Source organism: Dietzia cercidiphylli (genome assembly GCF_039531545.1).
In the GTDB taxonomy this organism is placed as follows: Bacteria; Actinomycetota; Actinomycetes; order Mycobacteriales; family Mycobacteriaceae; genus Dietzia; species Dietzia natronolimnaea.
This window is the reverse complement of the sequence record NZ_BAAAQG010000012.1, coordinates 37219-53684: the sequence shown is the minus strand read 5'-3', so window position 1 is coordinate 53684 and position 16466 is coordinate 37219. Positions and strand designations below refer to the sequence as shown.

Below are 16466 nucleotides of genomic sequence, written 5' to 3'. Positions count from 1 at the left end.
GACGGGCGAGCACACCGGACGAGACCCGATGGAAAGGCGATCCCCACGATGGCACAGAGCGAGATGACGGTAGTAGAGCTCCGCGACTGGTTGCGGGGCTGGGTCTCCCGGGCCACCGGGCTCGACGTCGCCAAGGTGACCGACGACCGCTCCCTTGAGGAGTTCGGGCTGTCCTCCCGGGACGCGGTGACCCTCTCGGCGGATCTCGAGGACCTGCTCGGCCGTCCCCTGGACGCGACGGTGGCCTACCAGCACCCCACCATCGCCTCTCTCGCCGAGTACGTGGTCAACGGACCGGCCGAGATCGACGAGCCCGGAGACCTCCACACCTTCCGCCACCGTGGGGCGGGGATGGAGTTCGACGTCGCCGTGATCGGCTTCGCCACCCGTTTCCCGGGCGGCGCGGACTCGCCCGAGGCCACCTGGGAACTGCTGTCCGAGGGCCGGGACGCCACCAGCCCGCGTCCGGCGACCCGCTGGTCCGAGTGGGCGGGTGACTCCTACGTCCAGCAGGTCCTGGCCGAGGCCCCGGACCGGGGCGGGTGGCTCGACGACTCCGAGGTGCGGGACTTCGACGCCGAGTTCTTCGGCATGAGTCCCCGCGAGGCGGAGATGGTGGACCCGCAGCAGCGGCTCGCACTCGAGCTCACCTGGGAGGCCCTCGAGCACGCGCACCTGCCCGCGAGTGACCTCAAGGGCCACGAGGTGGGCGTGTTCATCGGTTCGTCGTCCAGCGACTACCAGGTGTTCCTCACCTCCGACTCCGCCGCCGCCTCCCCGTACGCGGTCACGGGCGCCTCCAACTCGATCATCTCCAACCGGGTGTCGTACACGTTCGACTTCCGTGGCCCCTCGATGACCCTGGACACGGCGTGTTCGACCTCCCTGGTCGCGATCCACGAGGCCGTCAACTCGCTGCGTCTGCACGAGTCCGACCTGGCCGTGGCCGGTGGCGTCAACATGATGCTGGCGCCCGCCGCCACCATGGGCTTCGCCAAGACCGGGGCCGCGCTCAGCCCCGACGGGCGCATCAAGGCCTTCTCCTCCGACGCCAACGGCATCTGCCGGGCGGAGGGCGGGGGACTGTTCATCCTGAAGCGCCTGTCCGAGGCCGAACGGGACGGGGACGTGGTCCTCGCCGTCATCAAGGGGTCCGCCGTCAACTCCGACGGACGTTCCAACGGGATGACCGCCCCCAACCCGGACGCCCAGGTGGCGGTGCTGCGCCAGGCGTACGCCGATGCGGGTGTGGACCCGAGGGACGTCGACTACATCGAGGCCCACGGCACGGGCACGATCCTCGGTGACCCCATCGAGGCCACCGCGATCGGACAGGTGCTCGGCCGCGGCCGCGACGCCGATCGACCCACCCTGCTGGGCTCGGCCAAGACCAACTTCGGGCACATGGAGTCGGCGGCCGGTGCCGCGGGCCTGGCCAAGATCATCCTGGGGATGGGGCACGACTCGCTCCCGCCCACCCTCAACTTCGCCGGCCCCAACCCGTACATCGACTTCGACGCCGCGCGGCTGAGCGTCGTCACGGAGAACCGGCCGTGGCCGCGCTACAGCGGCCGGGCGCTGGCCGGTGTCTCCGGATTCGGCTTCGGCGGGACCAACGCCCACGTCGTGGTGGCCGAGTACCAGCCCGCCCCGGTCCGGGCCGCTCAGCAGACCGATCCGCAGACGGTCGACTCGCAGACGGTCGACTCGCAGGCGACCGGCGCCGAGGACACCGTCGCGCGGACGGCCGACGCGGGGGACACCGCCGCAACGGAGGCCGCCCCCCGGGACGACGTGGCCCGCAGTGTCGCCGAGGCGGTCGCGCGCAACGCCGAGGTGCTCGCCACCACCGGCACCTCCGCCCCGGGCGCGGCCGCCACCGTCCTCGTGGTGTCCGGTTCGCTGCCGTCCCGCCGCAAGGCCACCGCCGGCCAGCTCGCCGACTGGCTCGAGGCGCAGGACGACTCCGTGGACCTCGGTGCCGTCGCCCGCACCCTGGCCACGCGCAACCACGGCCGCTCCCGCGGCGCCGTCGTGGGCCACACCCGCACCGAGCTGGTGGCGGGGCTGCGCGCCCTGGCGGCCGGCGACCCCGGCCCCGGCGTCTTCAGCGCGGACGCCCCCGCCGGCACCGGCGACGTCTGGGTGTTCTCGGGCTTCGGCGCCCAGCACCGCAAGATGGCCAAGGAGCTGTACCTGTCCAACCCGCTGTTCGCCTCGTGCCTGGACGCGGTGGACGAGCTCATCGACTTCGAGGCCGGCTACCGGATGGTCGAGATGTTCCTCGACGACTCGGTCACCTACGAGGTGGAGAACGCGCAGGTCGGGATCTTCGCCGTCCAGGTCGCGCTCGTCGACACGCTCAAGGCCCTCGGTGCCAAGCCGGAGGCCGTGATCGGTCACTCGATGGGCGAGGTCGCCGCCGCCTACGCGGCGGGCGGACTGAGCCTCGAGGACGCGGTGCGGGTGATCTGCGTCCGCTCGCGCCTCATGGGCGACGCCGAGCAGCAGGTCTCCGACGAGGACGCCGGCGCCATGGCGCTGGTCGAGTACTCGGCCGAGGAGATCGCCCAGATCATCGCCGACAACCCGCAGTTCGCCTCGATCGAGCCCGCGGTCTACGCCGCCCCCACCCACACCACGGTCGGGGGCCGCGCCAAGCCCGTCGCCGAGTTCGTGGCCTGGGTCGAGGAGCAGGGCAAGTTCGCCCGTCAGCTCCAGGTCCGAGGAGCCGGGCACACCTCCGACGTCGACATGCTGCTGGGCGAACTGGCCGCCGAGATCGCGGGCCTGGAGCCGCGCGAGCTCACCTCCGGCCTGTTCTCCTCCGTGGACAAGGAGACCTTCTACCGCGCCGGCCACGAGCCGATCCACGCGGAGGAGTACTGGCTCAAGGGCATGCGGCACTCGGTGTGGTTCACCCACGCCGTGCGCAAGGCCGTCGAGGCCGGGTATGTGACGTTCCTGGAGTTCGCGCCCAACCCGGTCGCCGCGATGTCCGTGGCGGCGACGTGCTTCGACGCCGGCCTGATGGAGCCCAACCTGCTCCACACGCTCAAGCGCAAGGAGTCCGAGGCCGACACCCTGCTCCACGCGATCGCCCAGCTGTACGTCCACGGCCACGAGGTCAACATGGACCAGGTCGTGGAGATGCTGCACGGCTACGTCACCGGCCCCGGCCGTTACGCCCCGGTGCCGGGCACGGCGTGGAAGCGCCGGACGCTGTGGCCGACCGTCACCGCCGGCGGCGGCTCGGGCGAGGGCCGCATGCCGGGCTCCCACGTGGCGCTGCCCGACGGGCGCCACGCGTGGCAGGTGCGCGCCGAGGTCGTGCCCAGCGTCGACGCCCTGATGGGCGCCGCGGCGGCGTCCGTCCTCGAGGGCGCCGTCCTGACCGCGGTCCACCGCCCCGGCGTCCTCCCGGTGGCGGGCGCGGTCACCACCACCATGACCCCGCACCCCGGGGGTGCGTCGCTGCAGGTGCACGCGCACACCGGTGACGGCGCCACGCAGTCCTTCACGCTCGTCGCCGAGTGCGCGGTGAGCGGCGGGACGCCGATCGACCCGGAGGACCAGCCGGGGCCGCACTACGTGTCGGCCGAGTCCGACGCGCCGGTGGTGGATGGTGACGACGACGACGAGGCGGACCACCGCTGGAGCCCGGACTCGGACGAGTCGATCGGCGACCGCCTGGCCCGGATCGTCGGCTCCTCGATGGGGTACAGCCCCGATGACCTGCCGCGGGAGCTGCCCCTGCTCGACCTGGGCCTGGATTCGCTCATGGCCGTGCGGATCAAGAACCGGGTCGAGCACGAGTTCTCGATCCCACCGCTCGAACTGCAGGCCATGCGGGACGCGTCGATGAACGACGTCGCGGCGATGGTGACCTTCGCCGTCGAGAACCCCGACAAGGTCGGCGAGCTCGCGGACCAGCAGGCCCGCGGCGAGGGCGTCGTCGACATCGCCGCCCTGCGAGGGGACGCGCCCGCCGGTGGAGGCTCCGCGGCAGGGGCCGGCGCCGGTGACTCCGCCGCCTCCGACGTCGCCATCGCGCCCCGTGACGACACCGAACGGATGGCCTTCGGCGCGTGGGCCGTGGTCACCGGTGCCTCGGCCCCCGGGGTGACCGGCACGCTGCCCGCGCTCGACGAGTCCACCCGCACCGCCCTGGCCGAGCGGCTGTCGACCCGTTGTGGCGGCGAGATCACCGCCGAGCAGCTGGCCGGGGCCACGACGATCGCGGAGGTCGCCGACCTGCTGCGTCCGTTCACCGAGGTGGCGGTCGAGGGCAACATCCGCGTCCTGCGCGAGGGCTCCGCCGACAGCACCCCCCTGTTCCTGTTCCACGCGGCCGGCGGGTCGTCGTTCGTGTACGAGCCGCTGGTCGATCGCCTGGACGGTGACACCCCGGTCTACGGCGTCGAGCGCACCGAGGGGCCGCTGGAGGAGAGGGCCGCCGGGTACCTCGACAGGATCCGGGAGATCGCCTCGGGACGGCCCGTCGCGCTCGGCGGCTGGTCCTTCGGTGGCGCCCTGGCGGTCGAGGTCGCCCGTCAGCTGCGCGCCGCGGACGACGTCGTGGCGCTGGTGGCACTCCTCGACACCGTGCAGCCCTCCGAGCCGATCCCGGACACCCTCGACGAGGCCGAGGCGCGCTGGAAGCGGTACTCCGAGTTCGCCAAGCGGACCTACGGGTTGGACGTGGAGGTGCCGCGGGAGTTCCTCGCCGAGCACGGCGAGGACGGCGTGCTGGGGATGCTGCTCGAGGGCCTGGGCGCCGAGGCGAACGCGATGGGCGGCGGGGTCATCGAGCACCAGCGGGCCAGCTTCGTCGACAACCGCATCCTGCAGAGCGCGGACCTGTCCACGTGGTCGGGCGTCGGCGCGGAGGTCTCCTTCGTGCTCTACCGCGCGGAGCGGATGCACGAGGGCGCGATCGAGCTCGAGCCCCGCTACGCGCGGGTCGACACCGATGGTGGCTGGGGCCGGATCGTCAACGATCTCGAGGTGGTCCAGCTCAAGGGTGACCACCTCGCGGTGGTGGACGAACCCGTGGTCGGTACGGTCGGTAAGCATCTGGCGCGTCGTCTCTCGGAGATCGACGCGGGAGTACTGAAGGGATCGGACGCGTGACGGCTAGGACCACCGCGGAGAAGCTCGCGGAACTGCGGGTCAAGACCGAGCAGGCCCGGGACCCGGGCAGCGAGCGGGCCAGGGCCCGCCGGGACGCCGCGGGTCACACCCCGCCGCGGGAGCGCATCGCGGAGCTGCTCGACGCGGGCAGCTTCGTGGAGATGGGCCAGCTGGCCAAGGCTCCCGGCAGCCCGGACAACCCGTTCGGGGACGGCGTGGTGACCGGCCGCGGCACCATCGACGGTCGTCCGGTGGTCGTGTACGCGCACGACAACACGGTCTTCGGCGGGTCGGTGGGCGAGGGCTTCGGCAAGAAGGTCTGCGCGATCATGGACTTCGCCCTCAAGGTGGGGTGCCCGATCGTCGGGATCAACGACTCCGGTGGGGCCCGCGTCCAGGACGCCGTCACCTCGCTGGCGTACTACTCGGAGATCTCCAAGCGTCAGTACCCGGCATCGGGGTACATCCCGCAGATCTCGATCATGCTGGGCAAGTGCGCCGGCGGCGCCGTCTACGCGCCCGTGACCACCGACTTCGTGGTGGCGGTCAAGGACCAGGCGTACATGTTCGTCACCGGCCCGGACGTGATCAAGCAGGTCACCGGCGAGGACATCTCCATGGAGGACCTCGGCTCCGCCCTCCAGCAGGCTAAGAACGGCAACGTCAACCACGTCGCCGTGAGCGAGCACGACGCCTTCATGTACGTCCGGAACCTGCTCAGCTACCTGCCCTCCTCGGCGGCCGAGAAGGCGCCGCGGATCAACCCCGGTCTCGAGCCGGCACCCACCGGGTCCGATCTGGAGCTCGACTCGATCATCCCGGACTCGGACAACGCGGCGTACGACATGCACGACGTGCTCATCCGGATGTTCGACGACGGCGAGTTCATCGAGACCTCGGGCCAGTTCGCCCCCAACATCATCACCGGCTTCGCCCGGGTCGACGGCGAGTCGGTCGGCGTGGTCGCCAACCAGCCGCTGCACCTGTCGGGGTCCCTGGACATCGACGCCTCGGAGAAGGCCACGCGCTTCATGCTGCTGTGCGACGCCTACTCGATCCCGATCGTCTACGTGGTCGACACCCCCGGGTACCTGCCGGGTGTCCAGCAGGAGAAGCTCGGCATCATCCACCGCGGGGCCAAGATGGGCTACGCGGTCGCCGCGAGCTCCGTGCCAAAGGTGACCTTCGTCGTCCGCAAGGCCTACGGCGGCGCCTACGCCGTGATGGGGTCCAAGAACCTCGGCGGCGACCTCAACTTCGCCTGGCCCACCGCACGCATCGCGGTGATGGGCGCCGAGGGCGCGGTGGACCTGCTCCAGCGTCGGCAGATCGAGGAGGCCGGTCCGGAAGAGGGGCCCAAGCTCCGCAAGCAGCTGATCGACATGTACAACGAGTTCATCGCGACCCCGTACTCCGCGGCCGAGCGCGGGTACATCGACGCGGTGATCGAGCCGTCGCAGACTCGTCTGGTCCTGCGCGGCGCGTTGGCCCAGCTGCGCGACAAGGTCCGCAACGAGCCCCCGCGCAAGCACCCCATCGCCCCGCTGTGACCCTTCAGGGCGGCTGACCCGGTTCCACCCGGCCCGCCCTTCCTCGGATCCGCGTCGGCCCGGATCCGCCCGGCCCGCCCTCCCCGGGGGCGGGCCGGTCCTCGTCTGCGTCGTCCCGGTGGGTCCCAGGGGCCCTGGGCGGGCCACAGAGCCCCTCGAGGCCCCGCCGTCAGCCCTGCCTAGGACTCCGGGTCGGTCACGAGGATCGGGCCCTCGGGCTGCCACCAGCCCCAGCGGGTCTCGGTCCCGGTGGTCACCTCGGCCGGCGCCGGCGGGTCCTCCTGGTAGGTCCCCAGCGGGGTGTACGCCTCGATGGAGCCCCAGTCCCGGTTCCAGTCGTGCCGCAGGTACGAGGGGATCGTGCGGGCGCGCTGGGCGACCTCGATCCACCCGAGCGGGCCCCCGGACTCGTACGACTGCCACGTGCTGGTGGCGGCGACCGCCAGCGGCCGGTCCGGGAGGATCCGGTACTCCGGCAGCTCGGCGACCCCCGCGTAGTGCGAGAACGGCCGCTGGCACGGGAACTGCAGGCTCACCGCCCAGTCCAGCATGACGGGCGACTCCGACCCGACCAGCTCCTGGACCGTGACGAGTTCGGGCGCGCGCGGCGGGGTGATCGCCGCCCACTGGTCGGGGGTCAGGTCGTCGTCGTCGACCAGGATCCGCATGACGTCGGCCTCGGCCGGCACATCCTGCATGTCGACCCGGAGGTTCCGCCAGGTCGGGGCGGGGCCGATGTCGAACGGGACGACGGGCTCGCCCACCACGTCCGCGCCGCCCTCGGTGGCGCGGCCGAACTCGACGATGACCTCCTGCCCGTACTTGTACAGGCCGTCGGCGTCGTAGCGGCCGATCCGTCCGGCGGCCGAGATCACCAGGAGCGGATGCGTCTCACGGTTCTCCGGGAGCCGGTACCAGCCGGTCTCGAGGTTCGCCTCGCGCTGCGGACCCACCAGGTACGACCCGAGCACCGGGGTGGTGGCGGGATCGAGCCCGAACGGCAGGGCCACGGTCGACTCGTTGACGCCCTCGGCGCCCTGGCCGCCGGCGGTGCCGGCACTCTCGCCGGTGGTGACGGAGGGGCCGCCGCCGGGCTCCTGGGTGGTGTTGGCGGCACCGGGATCGGCCACCACCGCGTCCGCGGAGAGGTCGGGCGCGACGCCGTCCGGGGTGAACCCCGAGTTGTCGCCGGCCTCGATGGCCGCCGCGCGGTCGGCGGGGTCGATCGACCCGTCCGGTCGGGGGGTCGCGGCGAGCGGGGTGAGCATGCCGGCGTTGGCATCGGGTTCCACCAGCACACGGTCGGCGAGCATGCACGGGTTCCCGGCGAGCGCCGAGAAGTTGCCGGCCGCGATCGTGTACGCCGGGTACTGCTTGTGGACCCCCTTGGCGAACGAGGCGACGGAGAACACGACGAGCAGACCCGCGACCACCGCGATGGGTGCGGCGGCGATCGTCCTCATGCGCCGCCGGCCCTCGCGCGTCCTGGGCGCCTGCGTGCCGGTGTAGTCCTGGCGCAGATGCTGCCATCCCGCGTAGGCGAAGGTCAGCACGGCCAGGCCCAGGAGGACGGTCGCGGCGTCGATGCCGCGGACACTGGGCGCCTTGTCCCACCAGGGGATGCCGTAGCTCGAGACGTACCACCAGCCGTTGGGGCCGGCGAAGGCCAGCGCGAGCACCACGAGGATGACCCCGAGGAACACCGTCCGGTTGCGGGCGGTGCGGACCGCGGACGCGGAGATGGCCATGGCGCCGAGCGCCGCGATCGCCGCCCCGATCCCCGCGTAGACGCCGAAGTGGTGGGTCCACTTGGTGGGGGAGAACATCATGAAGAACGCGGTGCCCACCACCACGCCGACAAGGCGCCAGACGGGCCCGGAGGCCGCGCCCGGGATCTTGCCGCGGCGCAGCAGGGTGCCGATCACCATGATGAGGCACAGCAGGACCAGCAGGACCGGGAGTCGGCGGGAGAGCGATCCGTCGACCGTCGGGATCATCAGGTAGTAGTAGCGGACGAACTCCTCGAACCAGTTCAGGTTGGGGCCGATCTCGCCGCGCACCCGGATCGCCTCGAGCACGGAGGCCAGGGACTGGATGCCGAAGACGCTGATGAGCACCATGGTCCCGGCGGCCAGCACCGGGGCGATGAGCGCGAGGTGCGAGCCGACCTCGCGTCCGCGCACCACGACGGTGCGCAGGACGGGGCGCAGCCCCATGACGAGTGCGGCGACGGCCATCAGGCCGGTGGGGCCGGTGGCCAGCGAGAACGAGGCCAGGATCACCGCGATGGCGTACGGCAGCATGCGTCGGGTCGCGATGGCGCGTTCGACGGAGACCCAGGTGAGCAGCGCGCCCAGGGCGATGACGGGCTCGGGCCGCAGGCCGTTGTTGAAGGCCATCCAGAAGGCGAGGAACACTGCGGCGGCGCTCCACACGACCACCGGGGTGGTGCGCGCGGCGCGGCCGAGCCGGGGCAGGACCTCGCGGCTGATGACGAGCCAGCACAGGATCGCGGCGATGAGGGCGGGGAGCCGCATCCAGGGGCTGGCGGTGGACACGTGCGCGAGCATCGTGAGCAGGTCGTAGTAGGGGGAGCCGAAGGGCGACTCGGGTACCCCGTACCAGCGGTAGTAGTTGGCCATGTAGCCGGCGGGGTCGGCGGCCCGGGCCATCGACATGATGTAGCCGTCGTCGGAGGTGTTGCCGCCGACGAAGTGCCACACACCGAGCGTGCCGATCACGGCCACGTCCGGGAGCCGGATCCTGAACCACCCGCGGGGCAGGAAGCGGCGGGACCGGCGGCCGTCGGTCTGGTCGAGCCCGTGCAGCGCCCACAGGGCCACGGCCGTCGCGATCAGCCCGATGACGATGGCCGCCCACTTGAGGAGGGTCGGATCGGTGGTGAAGCGGGAATCGACCTCCACGGCCACCTCGAGGCCGTCGGGGACCGCGGTGTCGGAGGGCAGGTCGGTGTAGATACCCACGACCATCGGTCGGAGGTCGTCGGCGTCGACCCGGCGGGCGGCATCGTCGATGCCCTCGAACTCCGCCTCCACGAAGGTCGGGGCCGCGGTCAGGGTCAGCTGCGTGCACTCCCCGGCGGCGACCTCCTCCCGCGGGGCCGAGACGACGACCCGGTTGCGGGAGACCACGTCGACCGTGTCCTGGGAGGCCCGGACGAACAGCGCCCGGTCACCGGAGTCCTTGCCGCCCGCCGGAGCGGTGGACAGGAGGATCCCGCCGTCGGCGGGCAGGTCCGCGACCAGGGTGCAGGGCACGGTGGCGGTGAACCGCTGAGGCGAGTGCGCCATCAGCGGCGCGGTCACCGAGTCGACCGATCCGTTCTGTGGCCACTGCACGCTCGAGGTGGTCTGGTTGACCGGCAGGAACGGCAGGGAGAGGAAGCACAGGGTGCCCAGGAGGCCGCTGACGATGGCGACGAGGCGGAGCCTCGCGACACGGGCGTCGGCGGCGACCGGGCCGGAAGCTGCGGTGGAGTCTGACACGACGCCCGATTCTAGGCGACGGTCACTTCATGGGACCCGGCGTGGTCCAGCCCCACTGGACGGAACTGCTGCGTACGAGGTCCGCGGGCGTCGCCCCGGGGTCGAGGGGTTCGAACCGCTGGAGGGACCCCCAGTCCCTCGACCAGTCGTGATCGAGGTAGGTGGGGACGGTGACGGCCTCCACCGTCTGGGTGGTCCACAGCAGTGGTCCGCCGCCACCCGCGCTCTGCCACCAGTTCGCGGCGGCCGAGGACTCGCGGTCGGCGAGGATCCGGTAGCGGGGGATCTCGGCGACCCCGCCGTTGTGGACGAAGGGACGCTGACACGGGAAGGCCAGGGCCACCACCCAGTCGACGAGCACCGGGTCGGAGTGGCCCACCACCTCGTCGAGGGTGCGCAACCGGGGGTTCCGGGGCGGGGTCACGGCGAGCCACCAGTCGGGGTCGAGATTGCCGTCGGTCGCCACCACTCGCACGACCTCCGCGTCGGCGGGGATCGACTCCAGCGGGATCCTGAGGTTGCGCCAGGCGGGGGCCGGACCGATGTCGACGGGGGTCGTGGAGCCCATGACCTCGAAGTCGGTGGGGCCCGCCGCACCGACCCGGCCGGGCCGCCCGTACTCGATCGTCAGATCGCCGTTGCCGATCCGGCCCGCGGCGGCCATGACCAGCAGGGGGCTGTTGGGGCGGCGGGCGGGCAGCTCGTACCAGGCCGACGTGAGTTCGGCGGCGACCTGGGGCCCGCGGCGGTAGGAGCCCAGGACCGGTGTGGTCTCGGGGTCCAGACCGAAGGGCAGCGCGACGGTGGAGCCGTTGACGGTGACCTCTCCCCGGCCGCCGGTGGTGCCGGCGTCGACGCCGTCCCCCGGCTCGCGTTCACCGGAGTCGGACAGGGCCAGCGACCCCGACGACTCCTCGCTGTCGACCGTGATCGTGTCGGGGAGGCCGTTGGGTGCGAACCCGTTGACCACCCCCGCGCCCAGGGATATCTCCGGTCCCGCGCCCACGGCCCGGAGCAGGCCGTCGTTGGAGTCCTCCTCGACGAGCACCGAGTCGGCGAGCGAGCACGGCTCCCCGCTGAGGGCGCGCAGGTTGGCGCGCCCGACCGTGTAGGCCGGGGTCTGGACGAACACGGCGGTCACGGCGGAGACGAGTTCGAAGATCACGACGGAGAACGCCACGATCGTCAGCGGGGCGCCGTCGATGCCGGGGCCCCGTCCGGCCCCGACGCGGCGGCGGTCGCGGGTCCGGGCGGCGGGGGTGTCCGGGCCCGAGCGGCGGAAGGGGACGGCCCGGGCGACCCCGCGGGCGACCGCCCCGTCGGGCGAGTCCGGGAGGATCCCGGCGTGGATGAGCCCGGCCACCAGCAGGCACACCAGGCCGCCGATGAACGCGACGTACTGGACCTGGACCCCCAGCACGTCGGGGAAGGTGTCGGAGAACGGGATGCCGTAGTCGGAGACGTACCACCAGGTGTTGTTGGTGGCCGTGGACAGGCCCACGACGAGGCACAGCGCGGCGCCGACGAGCCACCGGCTGCGGCGCAGCGAGACGGTCGAGGACCGCAGGGCGATCACCGCCAGGACGGCCAGCGCCCCGGCGAGCCCGGCGAAGACCCCGAAGTGGTGGGTCCACTTGGTCGGGGTGAACACGAGGAACAGCAGTGAGCCGGCGATCACGCCGATGAGTCGGCGGGACGGTCCGGCGGCGGCCCCGGGGATCCTGCCCCGGCGCAGCATCACGGCCGTGACGAGTGCGAGGCACATCAGCATGAGCAGGACGGGGAAGCGCCGGGCCACACCGCCGTCGGCGGACACCCCGAACAACGCCTCCCAGCGGTCCTTCTCCCCGTACCAGGGAAGGCTCGGGCCGAGCTCGGTGCGGATGCGGGTGGCCTCGAGGACGGCGGCGAGGGTCTGGTCGGCGAACACGGTGTAGAGCAGGGCCAGTCCCACCGCGAGGACCGGGCCGAGGATGGGGGCCCAGCCGACCACCAGGGCGCGGCGGCGGACCATGCGGACGAACTCGCGTGCGCCCGCGGCCAGGGCGGCCACGCACATGAGCCCGGTGGGTCCGGCCCCGAGGGAGAACGCGGCCACCCCGATCGCGGCGACGCCCGGGACGAGCCTGCGCGTGGCGATGGACCGCTCCACGAGCGACCAGGTGAGCAGCGCGCCCAGCGCGATCACGGGCTCGGGCCGCAGTCCGTTGTTGAAGGCCATCCAGAAGGCCAGGAAGAGCGCGGCGCCCGTCCAGCGCGGCCGGTGCCAGGTGCGGGCGAGCCGGCCCAGGCGCGGGACCACCTCCCGGCTGATGATCAGCCAGGCCAGGATGCCGCACGCCAGGGTGGGCAGGCGCATCCACGGGCTCGCGGTGGACACCTCGGCGAACAGCCGCAGGATCTCGTAGTACCACCCCACGGGCGACTCGGGGGATCCGAGCCAGCGGTAGTAGTTGGCCATGTACCCGCTGGGTCCGGCCGACCGGGCCATGGTGAGCAGGTAGCCGTCGTCGGAGGTGTTGGCGCCGACGAGGTGCCAGAACCCCAGGACGCCCACCACCACGCCGTCCACCGCCGACAACCGGGTCCACGAGCGGGGGACGAACCGGCGGTCGGACCGTCCGTCGATCCCGTCGAGGCGGTGCAGGAACACCACCGAGGCGAGGGTCGCCAGGATCCCCAGCACCATCAGCGCCAGCTTGAGCACCGTGGGGCTGGAGGAGTAACGGGAGTCGACGGTGATCTCCACCGTCGACCCGCCCAGCCCCTCGGGCGCGGAGGTGGGCGTGAGGTCCGTGAACACCCCTGTCACCTGCGGTCGCATGGTTCCCGGGACGGCCGCGCTGACCGGGTCCTGCCCGTTCTCGTCGTCGTCCCCGCCCCGGTCCCCGTCCTCGGACAGGCCGGTGAGCTCGGCCACCAGCACCCCGACCTCGGCCCGGACCCGCAGCGACTCGCAGGCCGGGTCCCGGAGGGTGGACAGGGGGACCGAGAGCAGGGTGGTGTTGCGGACCGCCACCTCGATGGCGGGGTCCCCCGCGGCGTCGGCCGAGCGCTGGACCACGAGGCCGTCGGAGATCCGACCGGGTGCGCCCTCGGGCAGGGTCGAGAACACGATCGTGTCGTCGGGAACCTGCGACAGCGGGCCACACGGTGCGGTGATGGTCAGGTCCAGCGGTCTCCCGGAGACCAGTGGGGCGGTGACGGAGGCGTAGTCGGGTCCGGCGGTCCAGCGCACCTCGGTGGTGTTCTGGTGGACCGGGAGGAAACCGGACAGGATCGCCAGGAACGCGCCGAGGAAGCCGGTGATCACGGCCAGCCGTCGGTCGCGGTCCATCCCCGGGTACGGGTGCAGCCCGAGGGGGCGCCCGCCGCTCGCCGTCACAGTGGGGTCACCTCATCGCACCACGATCACGGCGAACGGTCCGACGTCGTGGACCTCGAAGTGGGGGCCCTCCACGGCCTCGGCGGGGATGGTGACGCCGAACCGGCGCACGTTGGGGTCGTTGGGGTAGGTGTCCTCGGCCAGGCGCAGCGCGTACCCGGAACCCGAGGGGCGGGCGACCACGGCGTCCGGGCGCCGCCACGGGGTGGCGTTCATCATGGCGTACAGCTCGTCGCCGCTGGTGGCGTCCTCCCAGCCGATCATCGCCTCGTTGCGCTCGTCGTACCGGCCGAGCGGGTTGGCGTAGTGGGAGGTGACGGCCTGGTAGGCCAGGTACGGGTGGTAGGCCAGGAAGGCGTCGGCGGTGCTGACGACGACGAGGTCGGTCTTCTCCCGGCCCGGGAACGCCTCGAGGATGACCCTGTCGACCTCGGCGTAGTGGGACTCGGGCCCGGGAGGGAAGCGGTCGGCTCGCTCACCGTCGCCGTCGGTGTCCGTGTAGGCCAGCCGGATCTCCTCGTGCAGGTGATCGGGGATCCCCTGCGCGTGGGCGAGTGCGGCGAGGGTGGCCACGACGCCCACGACGGCGGTGGCCCGGCGACGCCGGTCGGCGGCCTCGGCGGCGGGTCGGTCGGCGCCGCCCTGGCGTCCCGCGGCCCGCACCGCGAGTCCGGCGAGCTCGGCGATCGCGAACACCCCGGCCACCACGAGCAGCAGGATGAGCACCGGCTCGAGACGGAAGCCCAGCATGGTGGTGCCCAGCACGGTGACCGCCATGGACGCCAGGCTCCACAGGTACACGGCCACGACGCCCAGGCCCAGTGCCTGAGCGCGGCGCGAGGTCCACGCCCGGGCGACGATCCACACCAGTCCGGCCAGGCACACCCACCCGGTCAGGCCGCCAGCGGTCATCGGCAGCGGCAGGCGGGCGCCGGCGTCCGGGAGGTAGTGCATGGCGGTCCCGGAGTCCGCCGGGGCACCGCGCAGCGCGGCGAGCAGGTAGGGCGCCCACACCACCAGGGCGATGAGGACCGACCCGACACCGATCGCCACGAGCCGGGCCGTGGGCAGCCACAGCGGGAACGTCGCGGGCCGGGCGCCCCCGGGGTGCCGGCGGTGTCGGCGGGCCATCGCGGCGACGGTGGCGACGAACGCCATGAGGACCACGGTGCCCGCGGCCAGGCCCGTGTACAGCGTGTACGTGCTGGCCGAGGCGCCCAGGAACAGGGTGGTGGCCACCGCCGCACCGCGGCCGGCGCTCGGGGCGGTGGGGTTCACGGCGTGCCAGGCCAGGATCAGTATCGGCGGGATGAACAGCGCCACCACCGCCCCGTAGGGCTCCGGGCTGCCGTAGGCCAGCATCACCGCCGTGGAGACCACGCCGACCACCGCGCCGAGGTCGGTGCGCAGCAGGCGGGTCCAGAGCACCGTGACCAGCGCGGCGGCCACCGCGAGCGAGAGGATCGACCACGGCTTGTACGCGGCCCAGCCCTCCAGACCGGCGAGGTTCGCGAAGCGTCCACCCAGCCAGAACCACCCCGACGGGTAGAAGGACGGCAGGTCGGCGTAGGCCATGTCGGGGAGCCCGAGTGAGGTTGCCGAGCGGCCGAGGAACTGGGTGCGGAACTCCTGGTCCACGCTCACACCGTGCAGGTACAGGCGGGACGCGGCGAGTGGGATGCCGAGGGTCGAGGCCACGAGCAGAGCCGACCCGGTGGGGGCGGCGAGCTTGCCCACGCGGACCAGTGCCGCCCGACCGCCCGGCCGCTCCCCGGCGCGCGCGCACAGCACGCCCGCCACCACCATCGCGAACGCGGCGGTCTGGCCCACGACCGTGAGCGCCCGCAGGACGTTGGAGTTGCCGTAGGCGGGGAACGAGACGAGGGAGAAGCCGATCAGGACCACGGCGGTGACGGCCGCGGCCAGCAGCGTCGCCGCGGCCGCCAGGCCCGGCCCCCGGAGCGCCACCGGCATGGTCAGAAGGGGAGCTTGCGGAAGATCGGGCGCGGCACGTGGGTGAGCACGGCCATGACGCCGCCGAACGCGGCGGGGGCGAAGACGGCGCCCTTGCCCGCCCCGGACTTCTTGACCGCGATGCGGGCGACGTCGTCCTTGTTGATGGTGAGCGGTGCCTCTTTGACGTGCGCGGACATGCGGGTGCGGACCTGACCCGGGCGGATCACCAGGACGTCCACCCCGTACTCGTCGAGCGCGTAGCCCAGGCCCGTGTAGAAGGAGTCGAGTCCGGCCTTGGTGGAGCCGTAGACGAAGTTGGAGCGGCGGGCGCGGAGTCCGGCGGCCGAACTCATGGCGATGATCCGGCCGTAACCCTGCGCCTTCATCCGCTCGGCGAGCAGCACGCCCACCGAGACGGCGCCGGTGTAGTTGACCTGGGCGATCTGCACGGCCTTGCGCTGATCGGACCACAGTTCCTCGTTCTCCCCGAGCAGGCCGAACGCCACGATCGCCACGTCGACGTCGCCCCCGGCGAAGATCTGCTCGAAGGCGGCCGGGTGGGAGTCGGTGGCGGCGGCGTCGAAGTCCACCACGTCGACGGCGGTGGCCCCGGCGGCCGTCATCTCGGCGCGCGCGTCCTCGATGCCCGGGTCTCCGGGGAGGCAGGCCAGCACGACGCGCATCGGCCCCTGCTGGAGGTATTCCCCGCAGATCGCCAGGCCGATCTCGGAGGTGCCCCCGAGCAGGAGCAGGGTCTGGGGGACGCCGACGGCATTGATCATGCGCAGGAGTCTACCGAGGCCTTCCCGCCGGATCGGGGAAGGTGGCCGGGACTACCCGTCGGAGCCCGGACCCCGTGAGGGCGGACGGACCTCGGGAGGCGCCGGGGGCGGCCTGCGCGGTGCCCGTCTCCACGCGGTGGACGGCGGGGAGACG

General features: G+C 72.6%; 6 protein-coding genes. 2 read left to right on the top strand and 4 right to left on the bottom strand.

Going from position 1 to position 16466, the window contains the following annotated elements:
• The first annotated feature begins 48 nt into the window (after positions 1–48).
• Both pks13 and ABD250_RS12565 read left to right on the top strand, forming a co-directional pair.
• Positions 49–5133, top strand: a complete 5085-nt coding sequence (gene pks13 / locus ABD250_RS12570) for a polyketide synthase Pks13 (protein WP_344392576.1) — start codon at positions 49–51, stop codon at positions 5131–5133.
• Positions 5130–6683, top strand: coding sequence for a carboxyl transferase domain-containing protein (locus ABD250_RS12565; protein WP_182657979.1), 1554 nt, complete (start codon positions 5130–5132; stop codon positions 6681–6683). Before pks13 ends, ABD250_RS12565 begins: the two co-directional genes overlap by 4 nt.
• 179 nt (positions 6684–6862) lie before the next feature.
• On the opposite strand, the gene ABD250_RS12560 is transcribed toward ABD250_RS12565, so the two are convergent.
• From ABD250_RS12560 to dprE2, 4 genes are read right to left on the bottom strand one after another with little or no spacing between them, the layout of a single operon-like run.
• Positions 6863–10189, bottom strand: a complete 3327-nt coding sequence (locus ABD250_RS12560; RefSeq protein ID WP_182657980.1) for an arabinosyltransferase domain-containing protein — start codon at positions 10187–10189, stop codon at positions 6863–6865.
• Between the two features lie 22 nt (positions 10190–10211).
• Positions 10212–13574: an arabinosyltransferase domain-containing protein gene (locus ABD250_RS12555; RefSeq protein WP_344392573.1), complete on the bottom strand. Its 3363-nt coding sequence runs from the start codon at positions 13572–13574 to the stop codon at positions 10212–10214.
• Positions 13575–13586: 12 nt separating this feature from the next.
• A complete protein-coding gene (locus ABD250_RS12550) occupies positions 13587–15548 on the bottom strand; it encodes an arabinofuranosyltransferase (RefSeq protein ID WP_344392571.1) in 1962 nt (653 codons plus the stop codon).
• Between the two features lie 2 nt (positions 15549–15550).
• Positions 15551–16312 (bottom strand): decaprenylphospho-beta-D-erythro-pentofuranosid-2-ulose 2-reductase, encoded by a 762-nt coding sequence (gene dprE2, locus ABD250_RS12545; protein WP_017837464.1) that lies wholly within the window; start codon positions 16310–16312, stop codon positions 15551–15553.
• Positions 16313–16466: the final 154 nt, after the last annotated feature.